General features: G+C 49.0%; 16 protein-coding genes. 12 read left to right on the top strand and 4 right to left on the bottom strand.

Translation table 11 applies throughout. The annotated features are described in order from the left end of the window. Positions 1-42: 42 nt before the first annotated feature. Positions 43-747, bottom strand: coding sequence for a histidine utilization repressor (gene hutC, locus BZG81_RS04040; protein WP_077676798.1), 705 nt, complete (start codon positions 745-747; stop codon positions 43-45). A gap of 252 nt (positions 748-999) precedes the next feature. On the opposite strand from hutC, the gene thrS reads away from it, so the two are divergent. The 4 genes from thrS (at position 1000) to rplT (ending at position 4157) form a co-directional block, all read left to right on the top strand. Then, positions 1000-2928, top strand: coding sequence for a threonine--tRNA ligase (thrS, locus tag BZG81_RS04045; protein ID WP_077576016.1), 1929 nt, complete (start codon positions 1000-1002; stop codon positions 2926-2928). Between the two features lie 3 nt (positions 2929-2931). Beyond that, complete coding sequence (infC, locus tag BZG81_RS04050; protein ID WP_077460504.1) at positions 2932-3477, top strand: translation initiation factor IF-3; 546 nt, start codon at positions 2932-2934, stop codon at positions 3475-3477. Between the two features lie 95 nt (positions 3478-3572). Beyond that, positions 3573-3767 carry a 50S ribosomal protein L35 gene (gene rpmI / locus BZG81_RS04055; RefSeq protein WP_025673304.1) on the top strand — a complete coding sequence of 65 codons (195 nt, stop codon included), beginning with the start codon at positions 3573-3575 and terminating at the stop codon, positions 3765-3767. Positions 3768-3803: 36 nt separating this feature from the next. Continuing rightward, entirely contained in the window at positions 3804-4157 is a 354-nt protein-coding gene (rplT, locus tag BZG81_RS04060; RefSeq protein ID WP_025673305.1) for a 50S ribosomal protein L20, read from the top strand. 196 nt (positions 4158-4353) lie between these two features. Here rplT and BZG81_RS04065 read toward each other — a convergent pair whose 3' ends face one another. Continuing rightward, positions 4354-5742 (bottom strand): peptide MFS transporter, encoded by a 1389-nt coding sequence (locus BZG81_RS04065; RefSeq protein ID WP_077676799.1) that lies wholly within the window; start codon positions 5740-5742, stop codon positions 4354-4356. 323 nt (positions 5743-6065) lie between these two features. Further along, positions 6066-7094, bottom strand: coding sequence for a lipoate--protein ligase (locus BZG81_RS04070; RefSeq protein ID WP_077676800.1), 1029 nt, complete (start codon positions 7092-7094; stop codon positions 6066-6068). Between the two features lie 310 nt (positions 7095-7404). On the opposite strand from BZG81_RS04070, the gene pheS reads away from it, so the two are divergent. The 6 genes from pheS to BZG81_RS04100 all read left to right on the top strand — a co-directional run bounded on the left by pheS (position 7405) and on the right by BZG81_RS04100 (position 14618). Continuing rightward, positions 7405-8388, top strand: a complete 984-nt coding sequence (gene pheS, locus BZG81_RS04075; RefSeq protein WP_077676801.1) for a phenylalanine--tRNA ligase subunit alpha — start codon at positions 7405-7407, stop codon at positions 8386-8388. A gap of 19 nt (positions 8389-8407) precedes the next feature. Beyond that, positions 8408-10810 (top strand): phenylalanine--tRNA ligase subunit beta, encoded by a 2403-nt coding sequence (gene pheT / locus BZG81_RS04080; protein ID WP_077676802.1) that lies wholly within the window; start codon positions 8408-8410, stop codon positions 10808-10810. Between the two features lie 403 nt (positions 10811-11213). Next, positions 11214-11510 carry an integration host factor subunit alpha gene (gene ihfA / locus BZG81_RS04085; protein WP_077460508.1) on the top strand — a complete coding sequence of 99 codons (297 nt, stop codon included), beginning with the start codon at positions 11214-11216 and terminating at the stop codon, positions 11508-11510. Positions 11511-11680: 170 nt separating this feature from the next. Then, a complete protein-coding gene (locus tag BZG81_RS04090) occupies positions 11681-12712 on the top strand; it encodes a succinylglutamate desuccinylase (RefSeq protein ID WP_077676803.1) in 1032 nt (343 codons plus the stop codon). Positions 12713-12816: 104 nt separating this feature from the next. After that, on the top strand, positions 12817-13800 hold the full coding sequence (btuC, locus tag BZG81_RS04095; RefSeq protein ID WP_077676816.1) for a vitamin B12 ABC transporter permease BtuC: 984 nt from the start codon (positions 12817-12819) through the stop codon (positions 13798-13800). Then, positions 13800-14618, top strand: coding sequence for an ATP-binding cassette domain-containing protein (locus BZG81_RS04100; protein ID WP_077676804.1), 819 nt, complete (start codon positions 13800-13802; stop codon positions 14616-14618). The genes btuC and BZG81_RS04100 overlap by 1 nt, the downstream gene beginning before the upstream one ends. A 13-nt stretch (positions 14619-14631) precedes the next feature. Here the strand turns inward: BZG81_RS04100 and BZG81_RS04105 are convergent, their stop codons facing one another. Then, positions 14632-15096, bottom strand: a complete 465-nt coding sequence (locus BZG81_RS04105; RefSeq protein WP_077676805.1) for a tellurite resistance TerB family protein — start codon at positions 15094-15096, stop codon at positions 14632-14634. A gap of 228 nt (positions 15097-15324) precedes the next feature. Here BZG81_RS04105 and hrpA point away from each other — a divergent pair, with 228 nt between their 5' ends. Both hrpA and BZG81_RS04115 read left to right on the top strand, forming a co-directional pair. Next, positions 15325-19161: an ATP-dependent RNA helicase HrpA gene (gene hrpA, locus BZG81_RS04110; RefSeq protein ID WP_077676817.1), complete on the top strand. Its 3837-nt coding sequence runs from the start codon at positions 15325-15327 to the stop codon at positions 19159-19161. 181 nt (positions 19162-19342) lie between these two features. Next, positions 19343-19978: a murein L,D-transpeptidase catalytic domain family protein gene (locus BZG81_RS04115; protein WP_236719505.1), complete on the top strand. Its 636-nt coding sequence runs from the start codon at positions 19343-19345 to the stop codon at positions 19976-19978. Positions 19979-20112 lie beyond the last annotated feature (134 nt).

Genomic DNA, 20112 nt, shown 5'->3' on the forward strand with positions numbered 1-20112 from the left:
AAAGAACGGTAAAAAATTGTGACCGGTTCGATCTAAATGAAGTTATCTATCTGTTCTCGACGTGAGTTTGTAGCGCGATCCTGGATGGTACAGCAAGGCGGCACTGACGAGGGTTTGTTGGCTCCAGGTCCGACGGTGTAATAATAAACAGGGTTCGTCTGATCGCATCGCGAGGGCTTGCTGAATGGTCGAGCTCGCTTGAATGGCTTCGACTGTATGCTCAATGGTATTCACTGGGCAAACCGTTGATAAATACTCGTTTGGGGTAGTTTGATTAAAGTCTTGTGCTAAGTAGTCGGGCGCCAAAGCCGGATTGACCCAGCGCTGTTCAAGTTGCAACGCGATCGCATCACCGTAATGAACAATCTCACTATAAAAGACGGATGTACCCACCATAACGCCTAAGCGCATAGCAATATCAGCCGGTGCAGAAATGCGTTTCAATGTGCGAATATCACTGTGATAAGTTTGCCCGCGAGCGTTAACCTCATCGGCGATATTACGAATATCCATTAATGGGGATTCGGCTTTGGGCTCAGTGACAAACGTCCCCAATCTAGGTGTGCGCTCCAGTAAGCCTTCAGCGACTAAATCGCGCACGGCTTTGTTCACCGTCATGCGGCTGACGTCAAATTGATCGCATAATTCGTATTCGGTCGGAATACGTGTCCCCACAGGCCAAACCCGAGTTTCAATTTTCTCTTGAATAAAGGTTTTAATTTGTTGATAGCGGGGCGCATTGGCCATAGATTGTTCCTGTCATTATTGTGTATACAAATCAGCATTGCTGAAGTCTAGTGCAAAATCAAGCGGATGATAGGGCGATACTCGTGAATCATTCGTTGGACGGCGAAGAAATTCTTGACGGGATGACTTGCATCACAAATGTCGGATCTTCATAATCAAAACCCTACTCACACTGTGCGGTTACTTACTAATCGCAAAATACACGTTCATGTGCCACTTGGTGTGTGGCACCACTGAGAAGGATTGTTATCAATGCCTCTAATTACTCTCCCTGACGGCAGTCAGCGTTCTTTTGACCACCCAGTTTCAACCTACGACGTTGCCAATGACATTGGTCCTGGCCTCGCTAAAGCTTGTATTGCGGGCCGTGTTGACGGCAAACGCGTTGATGCGTGTGACTTGATTGAGCACGATGCTCAGCTCGAAATTATCACCGCAAAAGACGATGATGGGCTTGAGATTATTCGCCACTCGTGTGCGCACCTTTTAGGGCATGCGATTAAGCAACTTTTCCCTGATACCAAGATGGCGATTGGCCCAACCATAGATAGTGGTTTCTATTACGATATCGATATGGATCGCTCGCTCACCCAGGATGACCTGGATGCAATTGAAAAACGCATGAAAGAGCTGGTGAAAACCAAGTATCAGGTTGTGAAGAAAACGGTCAGCTGGCAAGAAGCACGTGATACCTTTGAGTCACGTGGTGAACCGTACAAGATTGAAATCTTGGACGAGAATGTCTCTCGCGATGACCGTCCGGGCTTGTATCACCACGAAGAATACATCGACATGTGTCGTGGTCCACATGTACCGAACATGAGCTTTTGTCAAAACTTTAAAATTTTGAACGTGGCTGGCGCGTATTGGCGTGGTAACAGCGACAACAAGATGCTGCAACGAATCTACGGCACCGCCTTTCCCGATAAAAAGCAACTGAAAGCACACCTGGTGCGTTTAGAAGAAGCGGCGAAGCGTGATCACCGTAAACTGGGTAAGCAGCTTGATTTGTATCATATGCAGCAAGAAGCGCCTGGGATGGTATTCTGGCACCACAATGGCTGGACGATTTTCCGTGAGCTTGAGCAATTTATCCGTGCGAAGTTGACCGAATACGACTACCAAGAAGTGAAAGGTCCGTTGATCATGGACCGCGTGTTGTGGGAGCGCTCTGGCCACTGGGACAAATATGCTGATTACATGTTTACCACCCAGTCAGAAAGCCGTGAGTATGCACTTAAGCCAATGAACTGCCCAGGTCACGTACAGATTTTTAACCAAGGGTTAAAGTCTTACCGTGATTTACCGCTGCGTATGGCAGAATTTGGTAGTTGTCACCGTAATGAGCCATCCGGTGCGCTGCATGGTTTAATGCGTGTGCGTGGCTTTACCCAAGACGATGCGCATATCTTCTGTACCCCAGAACAGGTACAAAAAGAAGTCAGTGCGTGTATCGAAATGGTCTACGAGACTTACCAAACCTTTGGTTTCAACAACATCGAAGTCAAACTTTCTACACGTCCAGAAACGCGTGTTGGCTCTGACGAAATGTGGGATCGTGCAGAAAAAGCCTTGCACGAAGCCTTAACGGCGATGGATATTCCGTTTGAAATTCAAGAAGGTGAGGGGGCGTTTTACGGGCCTAAGATTGAGTTTACGTTACATGATTGCCTGGATCGTGCTTGGCAATGTGGTACAGTACAACTAGATTTCGCGCTTCCTGAGCGCTTAAGTGCCACGTATGTAGGCGAAGACAACGAACGTCACACACCTGTGATGATTCACCGTGCTATCCTCGGTTCGTTGGAACGTTTCATCGGTATTCTGATTGAAGAATACGCTGGACACTTCCCAACGTGGCTATCACCGCAGCAAGCTGTGGTGATGAATATCACGGATAAACAAGCAGATTATGCGCAAGAGATTGCGAAAAAACTGCAAAAAGCTGGATTTAGAGCCTCTGCGGACTTGAGAAACGAGAAGATTGGCTTTAAAATCCGCGAACACACTTTGAAGCGTGTACCGTATATGCTCGTTTGTGGTGACCAGGAAATGGAAGCTGGCGAAGTAGCAATACGTACCCGTAAAGGTAAAGATTTGGGTAAAATTAAGATTGATGACTTCCTTGCTCAATTGCAGCAAGAAGTGCAAGATCGAACACTCAATATTGTGGAGGAATAAGGTATTAAAGGCGCAAGAAAAGCCCCGGCAAAGAAAAACGCTCATCGTCTAAACAACGAAATTCGTGGTGTCAAAGAAGTTCGATTGTCTGATGACAGCGGCGAACAACTCGGTATCGTCCCTTTTGATGAAGCACTCGCCAAAGCAGAAGAGGCGACTCTTGACTTGGTTGAGATCAGTCCGAACGCTGAGCCGCCGGTTTGTCGTATCATGGATTACGGCAAATTCCTTTACGAGAAGAGTAAAGCTGCGAAAGAGCAGAAGAAAAAGCAAAAGACTATTCAGGTTAAGGAAGTTAAATTCCGTCCTGGTACAGATGTAGGCGACTATCAGGTAAAACTACGCAACCTGGTTCGCTTCATTGAAGAGGGCAACAAGGTCAAGGTCACTATCCGATTCCGCGGGCGCGAAATGGCGCACCAAAGCATCGGTGTTGACGTGCTGAACCGCTTGAAGGAAGACACTGCTGAAATCGCTTCAGTAGAAAGTTTCCCGACTCGCATCGAAGGCCGTCAAATGATCATGGTCCTGGCCCCAAAGAAGAAGTAATTCTGGCTTCCAAGTAACAAGCGGCTGCGCCTGTTAGGTGCAGCCGCTTTGTTCGCCAAATTGCTATATTATTAACACAATGCGGAGTTATCATCATGTCTAAGATGAAATCCAACAAAGGTGCTGCTAAGCGTTTCAAGAAAACTGCTGGTGGCTTTAAGTACAAGCGTGCAACCAAGCGTCATATCTTGACTAAACGTACTACTAAGAACAAGCGTCAGCTGCGTCCAAATGCTGTTCTGCCTGCGTGCGAAAACGCGCAAGTAGCTCGCATGCTGCCATACGCATAAGTTTTTAGTTTTATAATTTAGTTTAGGAGAGAGATAATGGCTCGCGTAAAACGTGGTGTACAAGCTCGTGCACGTCACAAGAGTGTAATGAAGCAGGCGAAAGGTTACTATGGTGCGCGTTCACGCGTCTACCGCGTAGCTTTTCAGGCGGTAACGAAAGCAGGTCAATATGCTTATCGTGACCGTCGCAACAAGAAACGTCAATTCCGTCAACTGTGGATCGCGCGTATTAACGCAGCGGCTCGCCAAAACGGTATGTCATACAGCCGTCTGATTAACGGTCTTAAAAAGGCATCTATCGAAATCGATCGTAAGATCCTTGCCGATATCGCGGTATATGACAAAGCAGCATTCTCTGTGCTGGTAGAAAAAGCGAAAGCTTCACTGTAAGTTTTACAGTAAAGAATTGCTAAAAAAGGAGAGCTTCGGCTCTCCTTTTTGCTATTCATGCCTGCCTATATAATTGAACCCCCAACTACCTTACTGAAAAAAAGCATTGTTAGAGCAGGGATTGAGCATCGAAGGGGATGTGATATTAAAAAAGAGGCCAATCGGCCTCTTTTTGATTTAACTATCACCATAGGGGTTAGGCAATTTGTACTTGTTGTTGCTCGATTTCTTCACTGGGCGTAGCATTGGATTCAGCGCCGTGCATCCAGCGGATCAGCGTACCGGATAGAGTCAGCAAGATCAGACCTGAAATCGCTGCTGTCGCGGCAATGCCACCGAAGATCGCCATGGCTCCATAGTCACCCACATGCGAACCAATAATACCTGCAACATAGTTAGCAATCGCGTTAAAGCCAAACCAGGCGCCCATCATTAGAGAGGCCAAACGCAGTGGTGCGAGTTTGGTGACCAGCGATAAGCCAATTGGAGAGAGGCAAAGTTCGCCTAACGTGTGGAAGAAGAACGCGCCCACTAGCCAGAACATCGAGGTTTTCACCGTGGTGTCGCCGCCTTGCTCTAACACGGCCCCGATCATGCACAAAAAGCCAAGCGCCAGCATGAATAACGCCATGGCAAATTTGACCGGTGAGCTAGGCTCTTTAGAACCCAGACGCACCCACAATGATGCCGCTATAGGCGCACAGACAATGATGAAGAAAGGATTGAGTGACTGGAACCAAGCCGCTGGGATTTCAAACCCACCCACCATGCGATCCGTGTACTCCTGGGTGTAAATATTCATCAACCCGCCAGCCTGTTCAAAGCCAGCCCAGAAAATGATCACGAACAAACCCATCAATAAGATGACTTTAAGGCGATCGATTTCTTGCTTGGTCAATGGTGCATTGGTCTTAGAATGATTGGCATCTCGTGCTTGTTGTGCCGCGGGAACACGACCGATATTACCTAGCCAAGCGTTGGCCATGGTTAGCTGGATGATCAAGCTAATCACCATACCAATACCGGCAGCAAAAAAGCCATATTGCCAGCCGTAAGCGCTGCTCACTGTGCCCGCAACAAAGCCGGCTAATAATGAACCAATATTGATGCCCATATAAAAGATGGTAAACGCACCATCACGACGATGATCGCCTTCATGATAAAGGTCACCCACCATCGTCGAGATGTTGGGTTTAAATAGGCCAGAGCCCGCAATCAGTATGGCTAAGCCAGCATATAAAGTGTGTACCGTATCTAAGCCATATTGGTGAGCAGGGAAGGCCAGAGTAAATTGACCGATGGCCATTAAGGCACCACCTAGAATCACGGCTCGACGCTGACCGACAAAGTTATCGGCAAACCAACCGCCGATGAGTGGCGTGATATAAACGAGGCCGGTGTAATAGCCATACAGCTCTAGCGCGTCTTTGGTGGACCAGCCTAAACCGCCATTGATGGTTTGATCGGTGAGGTAAAGCACCAAAATCGCACGCATGGCGTAGTAGGAAAAGCGCTCCCACAGTTCCGTGCCGAAGAGTAAAAAAAGTCCCCGAGGGTGACCGAGTATTGTTTTTTGGTTTTCCATAACTATCTAATTATTCGTGAGTTTTGTTGGGCCTGCATTTCTTCAATCGGCGTGCAGTACATTGCCGAAACGTTTGTTGGAAAGATCACCTCGCTACAGTTTGTAACAAAATATGTAAAACTAGATTAATGCTTTTTTATCAAAATTAAAAACTATTATTCAAGCAATAATGCCGTCATTAATGATGGGTTTTATCCGAATGATGAAATTTTGTCGCACTGAACAGCTGCCACCTATAGTGACGTGACAGCTGCTTGCGTCTTTGCGTGGGATCAAAAACAGAGGGAATTATGTGATGGGAGTCACTATTAATATGTTAGCTATCAAGCGAGGGCGTGGCGCAGCCAAAGGGCTATATCCTGATACATGGCCTGGTGGCTTGGATTTGCCTCTGCCTGGCTGGTGACAAATTGATAGAGTGTTTCCGAGTGATAGGTTTGCCCGATCAACTGGCTTGCCAGTATTTCTATCGGCCCTGGCGTTAAGCTATCGGTGAATAGCTGACAGTCGGCTATTTCGCCATTTTTCACATCTAAATGCAGCTCAACGCCCCCCCATTCGAAGCGTTCATCAAACGTATGCATAAATTGTGGGCTCTTGCCAAAATTCCATTCCCAACTGCACTGTTTTTCATAGATGGCGTTAAAGCCTTCGACATCGGGTTTGACCTCAGGAGAAATGTATTCAATCTCAGCGGTATTGCCATAGTGGTTAAAGAATGCAGCTTTGATCGCATCACACAGAGCTTGGTGGGTGATCTCCGGGACATAATCGGAAATATTCGCTACCCGCGCGCGTACAGAGGTAATGCCCTTGGCTTKCAGCTTTTTGGGATCAGGGTTGAGGTAATCGCCCAGTCGCGACAAGTTGGCATTAATCAATAGGGTGCCGTGGTGAAAGCCGCGATCTTTGTTTTCTTTATAGGCAGAGCCCGATATTTTTCTTGGGCCTTCGGGCGTCTTCATGGTGAGGTCATTACGTCCACTGGCATCGGCATCTATTCCCAGGTTTTTCAGCGCGTCGAGTACAATTTGTGTTGATACCGACTTGTCGTAACCGGGCTTGCCGGCCATAAAGGTAAAATTAGTATTGCCGAGATCATGAAACACGGCGCCACCACCGCTTTGGCGTCGGGCTAACACAACGCCGTCTTGTTCCATTTTACGAGTGTTGCATTCGCGCCATGCATTTTGACCACGCCCGATCACCACCGTATTGTCGTTACGCCAAAGAAAGAGCACATTTTGCGCTGATGACATGGTACGGAAAATCGTATCTTCCACCGCCAAATTAAACCAAGGGTGGGTCGAGGTGGATACAAACACGCGTAAAGGATGATTGTTGTCTTGCATAGTGGCTCCAAATTCGTCGAGATCTCGGCTCGTAGCATAGCAAACTCTTCATCTATGCCAACAAAATGGATAAACCGGTAGCTGATGGCGAGGAAAAATGGCTTAAATGCCGTTTAGCGTTTGGCATTAGTCGTGGCATTAATTAGTATGTAAGGTCAATTTATTACCTGTTCTCTCAGTCAATTGGCATTGAGGCGTATAACAAGACGACTCTGTCAGTTTGCTCAGACAATGGGTGAAACCATGATGTCAGCAGGTATTGTCATACACCTACCTGGTTTGGACTGCCCAACGGGTCGACGAGGAAACAATGCAACAATTAGAAGAAATTCTTGCGAATGCAACCAATGCGGTGGCCAATGCTGCCTCTGTGGCTGCATTGGATGAAGTCCGGGTAAAATACCTAGGAAAGAAGGGTGAGCTAACCGCACAGCTTCAGGCTTTAGGCAAATTGCCTCCTGAAGAACGCCGCGAAGCGGGTCAGAAGATAAATCAGGCTAAGCAAACCGTACAGCAGACGATTGCTGAACGTAAGCAAGCACTAGAACGTGCTGAGCTAGAAGCCAAACTGGCCGCCGAAACCATTGATGTGAGCCTGCCAGGCCGCCGGATTGAAAACGGTGGATTGCATCCGGTAACGCGCACCATTGAGCGTATTGAGCAATTTTTTGGTGAGCTTGGTTTTTCGGTGGAAGCTGGACCGGAAGTGGAAGATGGCTTCCATAACTTTGATGCATTGAACATCGCAGCCGATCATCCCGCGCGTACCGATCATGACACCTTCTTCTTTAACCCTGATTTGATGTTGCGTACCCATACCTCGGGCGTTCAGATCCGGACCATGGAAGCCGGCAAGCCGCCATTCCGTATTATTGCGCCAGGCCGTGTTTATCGAAACGATTACGACCAAACGCACACGCCCATGTTCCACCAAGTAGAAGGCTTACTGGTCGATAAAGACATTACCTTTGCCGATCTAAAAGGTATTTTGAACGACTTCCTTCGCAACTTTTTTGAGGAAGATCTCGAAGTACGTTTCCGTCCTTCCTATTTCCCGTTTACCGAGCCCTCAGCGGAAGTCGATGTGCGCCGTAAAGGTGGCAAATGGCTAGAGATCTTAGGTTGTGGCATGGTTCACCCCAATGTCCTGCGGTCGGTGAACATTGACCCAGAGGAATATCAAGGTTTTGCCTTTGGTATTGGGGTTGAGCGCCTAACCATGTTGCGCTATGGCGTGAATGATCTTCGTGCGTTCTTTGAGAACGATCTGCGCTTTTTGAAACAATTTAAGTAATCAGTGGGGCAAGGTAATAATGAAATTCAGTGAATCTTGGTTGAGAGAGTGGGTAAATCCAGCAAACGACACCAACGCGCTTGCCCACCAGATCACCATGGCCGGTCTTGAAGTTGACGAGATTGCCCCCGTGGCTGGCGAGTTTAGCGGTGTGGTTGTGGGTGAAGTGGTGGAATGTGGTCAACACCCTGACGCAGACAAACTGCGGGTCACTAAAATTAATGTAGGTAACGATGAGTTACTGGATATTGTCTGTGGTGCGCCGAATTGTCGCCAAGGCTTAAAAGTGGCGGTAGCCATGGTTGGAGCGGTATTGCCGGGTGATTTTAAAATCAAAAAGGCTAAGCTACGCGGTCAGCCATCATTCGGTATGTTGTGCTCGTTCACCGAGCTGGGTATCGATGTGGAATCGGATGGGATTATCGAATTGCCCGCTGACGCGCCGATTGGTACTGACATCCGTGATTATCTTGCACTCAACGATGTCACCATCGATGTGGATTTGACCCCAAACCGCGCTGATTGTTTGAGCCTACGTGGCTTGGCGCGTGAAGTGGGCGTATTAAACCGCACCGATGTAACAGAGCCTACCATTACGCCTGTTGCTGCCAGCATTGAAGACAAAGTATCGGTGCGCATCGATGCGCCACAAGCGTGCCCACGTTATCTGGGCCGTGTAGTAAAAAACGTTGATCTTAATGCGCAGAGCCCGTTGTGGATGCAAGAAAAACTGCGTCGCAGTGGTATTCGTTCTATCGATCCTGTGGTGGATGTCACCAACTATGTGATGCTTGAGCAAGGTCAGCCAATGCATGCGTTTGATCTTGGCAAGATTGAAGGTGGCATCGTGGTGCGTTTAGCCGAAGAAGGCGAAGCACTGACCTTACTTGATGGCAATGAAGCCAAACTAAATACGCAAACGCTCGTTATTGCGGATGAGAAAAAAGCGTTGGCGATGGCAGGCATTTTTGGCGGCCAAGAGTCAGGTGTGACCACAGAAACCCAAGATATTCTGTTAGAGTCAGCCTTTTTTGCCCCGGAAGCGATTCGTGGTCGCGCACGTAGCTATGGTCTACACACAGATTCATCTCACCGCTTTGAGCGCGGGGTTGATCCGGCACTGCAAGCCGCAGCGATGGAGCGAGCCACTGAATTATTGCTGGCTATCTGTGGCGGCGAAGCGGGCGAGATTGTGACGGCTGAGTCCACTAACACCTTGCCAGCTCGTGACACTGTCACACTTCGTCGTATCAAGCTCGATGGTTTACTCGGGCATGCTATTGACAACAAGGATGTCGATGCCATTTTGACCCGCTTAGGCTGTGCGGTGACGACCACCGATCAAGGTTGGGAAGCAACGGCACCAAGCTGGCGTTTTGATATTGCCATCGAGCAAGATTTGATTGAGGAAGTGGGTCGTATCTATGGCTACGACAATATTCCGACCCGTGCGCCGAAAGCTGCGCTCACCATGCGCGAATATAAAGAAGCGGCGATGCCACTCAAGCGTGTGCGTGATCTTCTGGTTGACCGTGGTTTCCATGAAGCGATCACTTATAGCTTTGTTGAGCCCAAGCAACAGGCGTTGATTGTGCCGAATGTGGCGCCGTTAATCCTGCCAAGCCCCATCTCGGCGGATATGTCCGCGATGCGCTTAAGCTTATTACCTGGTTTGCTCAATACGGTGGCCTATAATCAAAAGCGTCAACAACCGCGCGTACGTTTGTTTGAGTTTGGTTTACGCTTCACGCCTGAAGGCGATATGAGCGGTAACATACGTCAAGATAATATTCGCCAAGAGCGGATGCTTGCCGGGGTTATTGCCGGACCAAGTAGCGAAGAGCATTGGGGTCTGACCAGCGCAACGGTTGATTTCTTTGACTTAAAAGGGGATCTGGAAGCGGTGCTTGAGCTAACCGGTCAGTTGAATGATTTCCGCTTTGTGTCAGCCTCTCATCCCGCGATGCACCCAGGCCAAACTGCAGCGATTGAGTTTGATGGCAATGTTGTCGGCCATATTGGTACGCTACATCCAGAGCTAGAACGCGAGTTTGGCTTAAATGGGCGTACCGTGGTGTTTGAGCTGGAATGGCAAGCGATTGATACGCGCTTTATTCCTGAAGCGGCCGGTCTGTCCAAGTTCCCTGCAAACCGTCGTGATATTGCGGTGATTGCCGATGAGTCGCTCGCATCAGGTGATGTAGTCGCTGCGTGTTTGCAAAGTGGTAATGCGCTGATTAAAGATGCACAACTTTTCGACCTGTATACCGGTAAAGGGGTAGAAGACGGGAAGAAGAGCTTAGCGATAGCACTTATTTTGCAATCGGATGAGCGCACCCTAGAAGAGGCCGATATCAGTGACGCGGTGTCGGGTGTCGTGCACAACCTCTCAGAAAAACTGGGCGTGGTCTTGCGAGATTAGCCCCATTTAAGTGAAAAAAGCAGCGGTAACGCTGCTTTTTTATGCCTAAATGGCCTAACATCTATGCGTTTGAAAAACTGAATAAATTCGCTATATTTGTTTATTAATTGTTCAATTATTGATAAAAGCGTCTAATATCGACCACAGAGGTTGTCCATTTATAGACGTACCGGCAGATAAACGTGTAACGTATTGGTTTAAAAGGTCAATTTTTTGGACATGGCGCTATTTTTTTTCATGTAAAAAAGTTGGCGCAAATCAGCCAGTTGGCATACACTTGTTTTTAAGTGGTTTTCGAATGTTCCTAAAATACAAGGGCTAAAGACGCGTAGACCACGTGTAGAATGGCGGTGTCGATACTGCGGTATTGCCAATGTGTTAAACAATTCTTGAGGGAAAACCTATGGCGCTCACGAAAGCCGATTTGGCTGAGAACCTGTTTGAAAATATCGGGATTAGCAAACGGGACGCCAAGGATACAGTCGAAGTGTTTTTTGAAGAAGTACGAAAAGCGCTTGAAAGTGGCGAGCAAGTCAAACTGTCCGGTTTTGGTAATTTTGATTTGCGAGACAAGAATCAACGCCCCGGTCGAAACCCTAAAACAGGGGAAGATATTCCGATCACGGCGCGTCGTGTTGTCACTTTTCGACCCGGCCAAAAACTTAAAGCACGAGTTGAAAATGCAGAAGTTGAAAAGTAAGCCTACATCAACTTGTCGGTGGTGATAGCACCACAATAGAAAGCCGTGTGCCTTTGGTTCACGGCTTTTTAATTTGTCTATACATGATCACATTGTCAGGATAAAACACTGGGGTTATTGGTTATCTCGTTGTAACGTTTTGTTGTCTAGTTGTAATAAAAGGAAGCATTATGCTGACAGCACGCCCAGGCGCCTTTATTGATGCCGCCCTGACCGCGCCTCACGCGTTCCAAGCCGACCAATGGCATCAGTCGTCTCTGACCTTCACACACCACATGCCCGGTGTGGTGCGCATCCAACCTGACAACCCCACGGTATCGCGTTGCGTGGTCTTATCTGCGGGGATCCATGGCGATGAAACCGCACCGATTGAGCTGATTGACGGGTTGCTGGCCGATATTCTCAGTGGCGCATTGATTCCGACGGTGCCGTTACTGCTCATTATTGGTCATGCAGAAGCCATTAAAGCCCATACCCGGTTTATTGAAGATAACTTGAACCGTCTTTTTGGTGGCTGGAATCAAGAAAAAAACGAAGAACACCACTTGGCCAACCAGCTACAGCAAGCAGTCAGTGACTTTTTTGCGGCGCAGCCCGCGTCAATGCAGCGTTGGCACTTGGATTTACACAGCGCTATTCGCGACTCTTTCCACTATATGTTTGGCGTGATCCCCAAGACGTCTAAAGCGACGGATGTACGCCCACTGGCGGCCTTGCTCAACGATGCGCAAATGGATGCGAGTGTTCTGTCACAATCGCCATCCCCCACATTCAGCTGGTACAGCGCCAACCATCATGATGCCTTGGCGGCGACCTTAGAAATGGGGCGTGTTGCGCCACTGTATGAGAACGACATGCGTGAGTATGCACCGCTTAATCAGACATTACGCACGCTCCTTAGCGAGACTGCGTTGCCCTCGACACTGACACCCATGCGTTTTTATCGAGTAACACGCACGTTGACGAAACACACCGAGCAGTTTGCGCTGACGTTTTCATCCTCGGCGAAGAACTTTACGCCGTTTCAGCAAGGTGAATGCTTAGCCACGGATGAAGGTATGAGCATTCATGCTGAGCAAGACGGTGAGGTCGTGATCTTCCCCAATGCGAATGTGCCGGTTGGCCATCGTGCTGGATTATTAGCCACGCCTTTTCGCCCTGATGCCGACCAGCCCTTGTATGTGAATACAACATCAGCGTAATTGCGTACTCTTGCCACACGCTGGGCGTTAGCGCTTTTCAACCGTTGATTCAGTCGGTAAAGTACATTGCATTATTATGTGCTAAATAGATGGTCGAACGACCCATGCAAGTGTCATCACTCACCGCCCGCCAACATATCCGTTGGCGGCGCGCGTTATGTCTTTTTTCCTGTCTTTTGTTGTTAGCCAGTGGCGTGGCGCTAAGTGTGGGAGAGCTCTGGATTAATCCGCTCGCGCCCGATTCGCCATTGGCGCAACAACTGCTGATCCAGCTGCGTTTGCCTCGGGTGTTAGCTGCATTATTGATAGGAGCGTCGCTGGCGATGGCGGGAGCCAGCTTGCAAGTATTGCTGGGTAATCCTTTGGCTGAGCCGGGTGTGCTTGGGATCTCCGGTGGGGCGAGCATTGCGGTCGTCTTATTATTACTGCTTGCGCCTACGTGGGCATCAAGCTCGCATATGGCGATTGCTGCGATGCTAGGCGCCAGTGCCTTTACCTTGATATTGGTGATGTTGGCACGCCGGGCATTAGCCACGTCCCGAATTTTATTGGTGGGGGTTGCCCTGAGCATCTTAGCCGGCTCGGGAGTGACATTGGCATTTTATTTCAGCACCGACTTTAACCTACGCCAATTAATGGTTTGGTTAATGGGATCCCTATCGGGCATGCGTTTAGAGCATGTTGCGATATTGTCGATAACGTTACCTTGTATTGCGCTATTATGGCGCTTCGGGCAAAAACTCGATCAACTCATGCTTGGCGACCAACAAGCACAGCAATTGGGACTTGATACTCATCGGCTGCGTTGGCAGTTGATTGTGCTCGTGAGCATACTGGTTGGGGTATCGGTTGCGACGGCCGGTGTGATCGGCTTTATTGGTCTAATTGTGCCGCATTATTTGCGCTTATGGTTGGGCAGCCGTAATAGCTACTTGTTGCCAATGTCGGCGCTTGCCGGCGCATTATTGCTCGTCTGTGCGGATACCATTGGACGGCTTATTATTCCCTCGGCGGAGTTACCTGTCGGCGTGGTAACCAGTGTGATTGGTGCACCTTTGTTTATTTGGATGTTAGTGAGGGCAGGGTAATGGTGGTTCATGCGCAAGATGTGAGTTTGCCGCCGAGGCTTTTTCCCCTTTCCCTATCCGTTGAAGCCGGGCAGGTGGTGCATTTAATTGGGCCTAATGGCAGTGGCAAAAGTACCTTGTTACAGCTTCTCTCGGGATTAGAGATGCCAGAAGCTGGTCACATCGCGATCAATAGCCAACGTCTCGGCGGTCAAACCCGGCAAACATTGGCGCAGTGGCGCGGCTACCTGATGCAGCATCAACGTCCGGCGTTCGTCATGGCGGTGTTTGAATACCTTAATCTGGTGCTTGATAGCTTACCAAGACCAAGCTTACAAGGACAAAGCTTACCAAGACAAAGCTTACAGCAAATGGCTGGCAGCGCACGTGATGAGGCGGTGAATCATATCGCCTCGCGTTTAGCTGTTTCCGATAAACTCCATCGGCGCATTGATAGCTTGTCCGGAGGAGAGTGGCAACGTGTTCGTCTCGCCGGCGCTTTGTTGCAAGTGTTGCCGTCACTTAACCCTCATGCGTGTCTGCTATTACTGGATGAACCGGCAACTGGGCTTGATGTGGCACAACAAGAAATCATCTACCAAGAAATTAGCATGATGGCAGCAACTTATGGCATTGCGATTGTGATGGCGAATCACGATCTCAACCGGACATTGGTACATGCCGATAAGGTATTATTGCTTAACCAGGGACGCCTTGTTGCCACTGGGCGCCCTGGGCAGGTGTTAACCGATCGCCAACTTTCAGAGGTGTTTGCGACCCCGCTTGAGCAAGTCTCCACGGTAAATGGCCCCGTGATTATGCGTGCGCGAACGAGTTAACTACCACGCGTTGCTAGTCACGTTCATCGTTGTCGATAACCGTTAATTTGGCGCGAATAAAGTCAGCATGATCGACATAAAGTAGCTCGGCCGTTTTTCGAATCACGGCTTCCTCTAAGGGGTCGATGTTTTCATCGGCGTAAGCCACCGACCACATGGCTTCGATAAGCAAAATCCGTGTGTGCGGGTCGAGATCGCGTAATTTATCGGTATATTCATAGAGTGACGTTGCATGCTCACTGTGTTGTTGTGCTTGCTCAAGTAACGATTCAGCTTGCGTGCTCTCAAGCGATAAAAGTTGGCAGATCCGTGCTTTCTTGGTCTCCTTCTCCCTTTCATCAATATCATGATCCGCCATGGCGACTTCACTGAGCAGGCCAGCCATCGCTTGATGCCGTGATAAGCCTGCCTGATCGCCCTGTTGCCCCAGATCGGCCGCAAAGGCAGATTCTAATTTACTAAATAGCTGTTTAAGCATGGCGCTTCTCCCTACTGCGAAGTCATTTCGGTCTGTCATAGAATACGGCGCGAATCCTATGCAGGTTTGATTCTTTTTACTTTGTGATAGGATGCGACACCAATCAACCTTATTTATCGGCTGTGACACTGATAAACGCCTTAAAAGATTAAGCAGTAAGCAGGAATCGCCTTGAGTTCACGTCATCACAACACGCCAGACACGCTATTTGCAGCCTTAAACGATTGTATGCTGCAAGACCGTTTTCGCTTTAAAAAACGCATTTACGGTGCGCAGAAAATCAATAAAAACGATGCCAAACAGGCCGTTTACGATCAAATCGCCGCGGATATGGCGCAAAGCATGCAGCGCGTCTTATCGCGACAAACGAGCACGCCCACCATTAGTTATCCTGAGGCATTGCCCGTTAGTCAGAAAAAAGACGATATTGCCGAGGCTATTGCCAACCATCAGGTAGTGATTATTGCCGGTGAAACGGGATCGGGTAAAACCACTCAGCTACCCAAGATTTGTATGGAATTAGGGCTGGGTGTTGCAGGGACCATTGGTCATACGCAGCCACGTCGCTTGGCGGCGCGCTCTGTTGCTTCTCGCATTGCCGATGAGCTTGATGTCGAGCTTGGCCGTAGTATCGGCTATAAAGTGCGTTTTAACGACAAGGTGTCAGATGCGACTCAAGTAAAGCTGATGACTGACGGGATCTTGTTGGCAGAAATTCAGCATGATCGTTATCTCAATCAGTATGACTGCATCATCATCGATGAAGCGCACGAACGTAGCCTCAATATCGACTTTATTCTCGGCTATTTGCGCGAGTTGCTGCCAAAGCGTCCCGACTTAAAAGTCATCATCACCTCGGCGACCATCGACCCAGAACGTTTTTCTAAGCATTTCAACAATGCCCCCATGATTGAGGTGTCTGGCCGCACTTATCCGGTTGACGTGCGCTATCGTCCGTTGGCTGAAGACGATGAAAGCGACCGCGATCAGCTTGAAGCGATTAGCGAAGCCGTCGATGAGCTTTGCACCGAAGGGCCAGGCGACATTCTGATCTTTATGAATGGTGAGCGAGAAATTCGTGACACGGCCGATCACTTGCAACGTCGCCAGTTACGGGATACCGAGATTTTACCGCTCTATGCTCGGCTTTCTGCCGGCGAACAAAATCGTGTTTTTCAATCTCATTCTGGGCGACGGATTGTACTGGCTACCAACGTCGCAGAAACCTCGTTGACGGTCCCGGGGATCAAGTATGTGATTGATCCGGGTACGGCGCGCATTTCACGCTATAGCTACCGCACCAAGGTACAGCGGTTGCCCATTGAGCCAATTTCGCAAGCCAGTGCCAACCAGCGTAAGGGCCGTTGCGGGCGTGTGTCAGAAGGGATTTGTATTCGCCTTTATAGCGAAGACGATTTTTTAGGTCGACCTGAGTTTACCGATCCGGAAATTCTTCGAACCAATCTGGCGTCGGTGATTTTGCAAATGACGGCGCTTGGTCTGGGTGATATTCAAGCCTTTCCGTTTGTTCAGCCACCTGATAGCCGTCACATTAAAGACGGTGTGCGCTTACTCGAAGAGCTGGGGGCAATTAAATCCGGACAAGTGGCCTCCAAGCGTCAGCTGACGGGAGTGGGCAAAACCCTGGCCAAGCTTCCGATTGATCCGCGTTTAGCGCGCATGGTGATTGAAGCGCCTAAGTATGGGGCACTCAATGAAGTGATGGTGATTGCTGCCGCGCTGGCGATTCAAGATCCGCGTGAGCGTCCGGCGGACAAACAGCAACAAGCCGATGAGCAGCACCGCCGGTTTGCCGATAAAGAATCCGACTTTTTAGCGTATGTCAATCTGTGGGGCTACGTGAAAGAGCAGCAACAATTGCTGTCGAATAACCAGTTCCGCAAGCAGTGTAAAAAAGACTACCTCAACTACCTGCGTGTACGAGAGTGGCAAGATGTCCACTACCAAATTACCCAGGTAATGAAAGAGCAAAACAGCGCATTTAACCAAGAGCCGGCAAACTATCAGGCTATGCATATGGCTTTACTCGCCGGCATGTTGAGTCATATTGGTTTAAAAGACCAAGAGAAGAACGATTACCAAGGTGCCCGCAATGCACGTTTCCATATTTTTCCTGGATCGGGCTTATTTAAAAAACAGCCTAAATGGGTGATGGTGGCCGAGCTGGTCGAAACCTCCAAATTATGGGGGCGAATTGCCGCGCGGATCCAACCCGAGTGGGTCGAACCCTTGGCGCAGCATCTGATTAAGCGCACCTACAGTGAGCCGCATTGGTCTCGGAAGCAGGCGGCGGTCATGGCAAGCGAAAAAGTGACCTTATACGGGATCCCGATTGTTGCCAGCCGCAAAGTAAACTATGGCCCGATTGATCCTGTGCTCAGCCGCGAACTATTTATTCGCTCGGCGCTGGTTGAAGGCGACTGGCAGACTAAGCACGCCTTTTTCCGTCAAAATCAAAAGCTGCTTGCGGAGGTGGAAGAGCTAGAGCTTAAATCGCGTCGCCGCGATATTTTGGCAGACGATGACACCTTGTTTGATTTTTATGACCAGCGTCTCGATCACAGTGTGGTCAGTGGTCGTCACTTTGATAGCTGGTGGAAAAAAGCCCGTCAGGACGATCCCGATTTACTGAATTTCGAAAAAGCCATGCTGCTGCAAGGTGATGCGAGCCATGTCACCGAGTTAGATTATCCCAACGTTTGGTATCAAGATAACGTCAAACTCAAGCTCAGTTATCAGTTTGAACCCGGGCAAGATCATGATGGGGTCACGGTGCATATTCCGTTACCGATTCTCAACCAGGTATCTGAAGAGGGCTTTGATTGGCATGTGCCGGGTCTGCGTCATGAGCTGATTGTCGCATTGATCAAATCCTTGCCTAAGCCGTTACGTCGTAACTTTGTCCCGGCCCCCAACTATGCCGATGCCATCTTACAGCGCGTGACGCCACTAGAGGCGCCTTTGCTAGATAGTATGGAAAAAGCCCTTAAGCAGATGTCAGGGGTGACGATTGCGCGTGAAAGCTGGAACTTCAGCCAACTGCCAGAGCATTTGCGGATGCAGTTCCGCGTCGTCGATGATAAAAATCGAACCCTCGCGGAAAGCGAAGATCTGAACGCGCTCAAGGTGTCACTCAAAGATCAGGTTCAGGCCACCTTGTCGGACGTGGCAGATGATGACATTGAGCAGCAAGGGATCACGCAATGGCACTTTGGCCGTTTGCCATCGCGTTATCAGCAAAAAAAACATGGCTTTGAAGTCAAGGCTTACCCGGCACTGGTGGATGAAAAAGACAGCGTCGCGATTCGCTTATTTGAAACGGAAGATCAGCAACTAAAAGCGATGCAGGCCGGACAGCGCCGGTTGATTTTACTCAATGTGCCATCGCCGATTAAGTATCTTCATGCACATTTACCCAACAAATCAAAGCTGGGGCTGTACTTTAACCCCTATGGGCGTGTGCTGGATTTAATCGATGATTGTATTGCTTGTGGCGTCGATAAATTAATTGCTCAGCACGGCGGCCTTACTTGGGAAGAGGCCGAGTTTGAGTCGTTAAAAGAAACCGTGCGTGCAGAGCTAGGCGATACAGTGGTCGACATTGCTCAGCACGTTGAGCAAATCCTGACGCATGCGTTTACTATCAACAAAAAACTGAAAGGCAAAGTAGATTTGTCGATGGCATTTGCTATGTCTGATATTAAAGCGCAATTGGAAGGCTTGATATACAAAGGGTTTGCCACCGACTGTGGTTGGGAGCGGCTGCCGGATATTTTGCGCTATATGAAGGCGATAGAGCGTCGACTAGAAAAATTACCCGTCGATCCGACGCGCGATCGTAACCATATGCTCAAGATAGAGTCGGTCATGAACGACTATAAAACGCTGTATAACAAGCTGCCAAAAGGAAAGCCGGTGCCTGATGAGGTGAAGGCGATTCGTTGGATGATTGAAGAGCTACGCGTGAGTTACTTTGCTCAGCAACTGGGTACCCCGTACCCGGTGTCTGATAAGCGGATCAAAAACGCAATGGCTGCGCTTTAATTGTGGCAACCTTCTGCCACCGTCGACTTGCGCGTGTACGTCGGTCTGCGGTGAGCTGATGAAATTACTTAACTATCAATAGCTAATGAAACCGTGTCTTGATGGCACGGTTTTTGTTTTTGTCAATACAGGCACGCTAACTAGATAGCCTGTATTGCAGTGGCAAAACAAGGAGCACATCATGATGCGATTCATTCTTCCCTCTTGGGGACTTGGGCTGTTGGGCTTACTTACATTGAGCATCTCTCATCCCGTATTGGCCAGCTTTAAAGATGACGTCAGTGGGCTATATCAATCCCTTCACCTTGAAGGAGAGGTATCTTATCACGCTTTTGCCGATGCCTACCGTCACTTTTCCCAGCATCACAGTGCCAAACCTGTGATGACGTTGATTGATTATGGTAAGCCGTCGACCGAGAAACGCTTTTGGGTGATTAATGTCAAAACGCGTAATGTCCTTTTTCGTTCGTACGTCTCGCATGGCAAGAACAGCGGGAATCTGTATGCCAAGACGTTTTCTAATCGCGTCAATTCGCGACAAACATCCCTCGGCATTTATCGTGCAGCGGAAACGTATCACGGCAAACACGGCTATTCGCTGCGCTTAGATGGCCTCTCTGAAGGTTTGAATGATAAGGCGCGTGAACGGGCAATTGTGATTCACGGTGCTGACTACGCCAATCCCGCCATGATTGAGCAAAGCGGTCGTCTTGGACGAAGCTGGGGGTGCCCGGCATTACCCACTGATTTATCATCTCGTGTGATTGATGTGATCAAAAATGGCACCTTCATCTATGCCTTTTCCCACCAGGCATAAAAAAGCCCGCGAGTCAGTTATCACGATGCATTGCAAACCTCACTACCGAACAATAACTGTTGCTAGCTTACTGCCAAAATCATCTTCCTTTTACCGCTTAGGCTTAGATTCTGGTTAGCCTTTAGCCTTATGCG

The organism is Salinivibrio sp. MA607 (genome assembly GCF_001996245.1).
GTDB lineage: Bacteria > Pseudomonadota > Gammaproteobacteria > Enterobacterales > Vibrionaceae > Salinivibrio > Salinivibrio costicola.

Bases quoted from the DNA above. Each gene is read 5' to 3' on its own strand.
- hutC (WP_077676798.1), bottom strand. From the start codon at position 747: ATGGCCAATGCGCCCCGCTATCAACAAATTAAAACCTTTATTCAAGAG.
- thrS (WP_077576016.1), top strand. From the start codon at position 1,000: ATGCCTCTAATTACTCTCCCTGACGGCAGTCAGCGTTCTTTTGACCAC.
- rpmI (WP_025673304.1), top strand. From the start codon at position 3,573: ATGTCTAAGATGAAATCCAACAAAGGTGCTGCTAAGCGTTTCAAGAAA.
- rplT (WP_025673305.1), top strand. From the start codon at position 3,804: ATGGCTCGCGTAAAACGTGGTGTACAAGCTCGTGCACGTCACAAGAGT.
- BZG81_RS04065 (WP_077676799.1), bottom strand. From the start codon at position 5,742: ATGGAAAACCAAAAAACAATACTCGGTCACCCTCGGGGACTTTTTTTA.
- pheS (WP_077676801.1), top strand. From the start codon at position 7,405: ATGCAACAATTAGAAGAAATTCTTGCGAATGCAACCAATGCGGTGGCC.
- pheT (WP_077676802.1), top strand. From the start codon at position 8,408: ATGAAATTCAGTGAATCTTGGTTGAGAGAGTGGGTAAATCCAGCAAAC.
- ihfA (WP_077460508.1), top strand. From the start codon at position 11,214: ATGGCGCTCACGAAAGCCGATTTGGCTGAGAACCTGTTTGAAAATATC.
- BZG81_RS04090 (WP_077676803.1), top strand. From the start codon at position 11,681: ATGCTGACAGCACGCCCAGGCGCCTTTATTGATGCCGCCCTGACCGCG.
- btuC (WP_077676816.1), top strand. From the start codon at position 12,817: ATGCAAGTGTCATCACTCACCGCCCGCCAACATATCCGTTGGCGGCGC.
- BZG81_RS04100 (WP_077676804.1), top strand. From the start codon at position 13,800: ATGGTGGTTCATGCGCAAGATGTGAGTTTGCCGCCGAGGCTTTTTCCC.
- BZG81_RS04105 (WP_077676805.1), bottom strand. From the start codon at position 15,096: ATGCTTAAACAGCTATTTAGTAAATTAGAATCTGCCTTTGCGGCCGAT.
- hrpA (WP_077676817.1), top strand. From the start codon at position 15,325: ATGCTGCAAGACCGTTTTCGCTTTAAAAAACGCATTTACGGTGCGCAG.
- BZG81_RS04115 (WP_236719505.1), top strand. From the start codon at position 19,343: ATGATGCGATTCATTCTTCCCTCTTGGGGACTTGGGCTGTTGGGCTTA.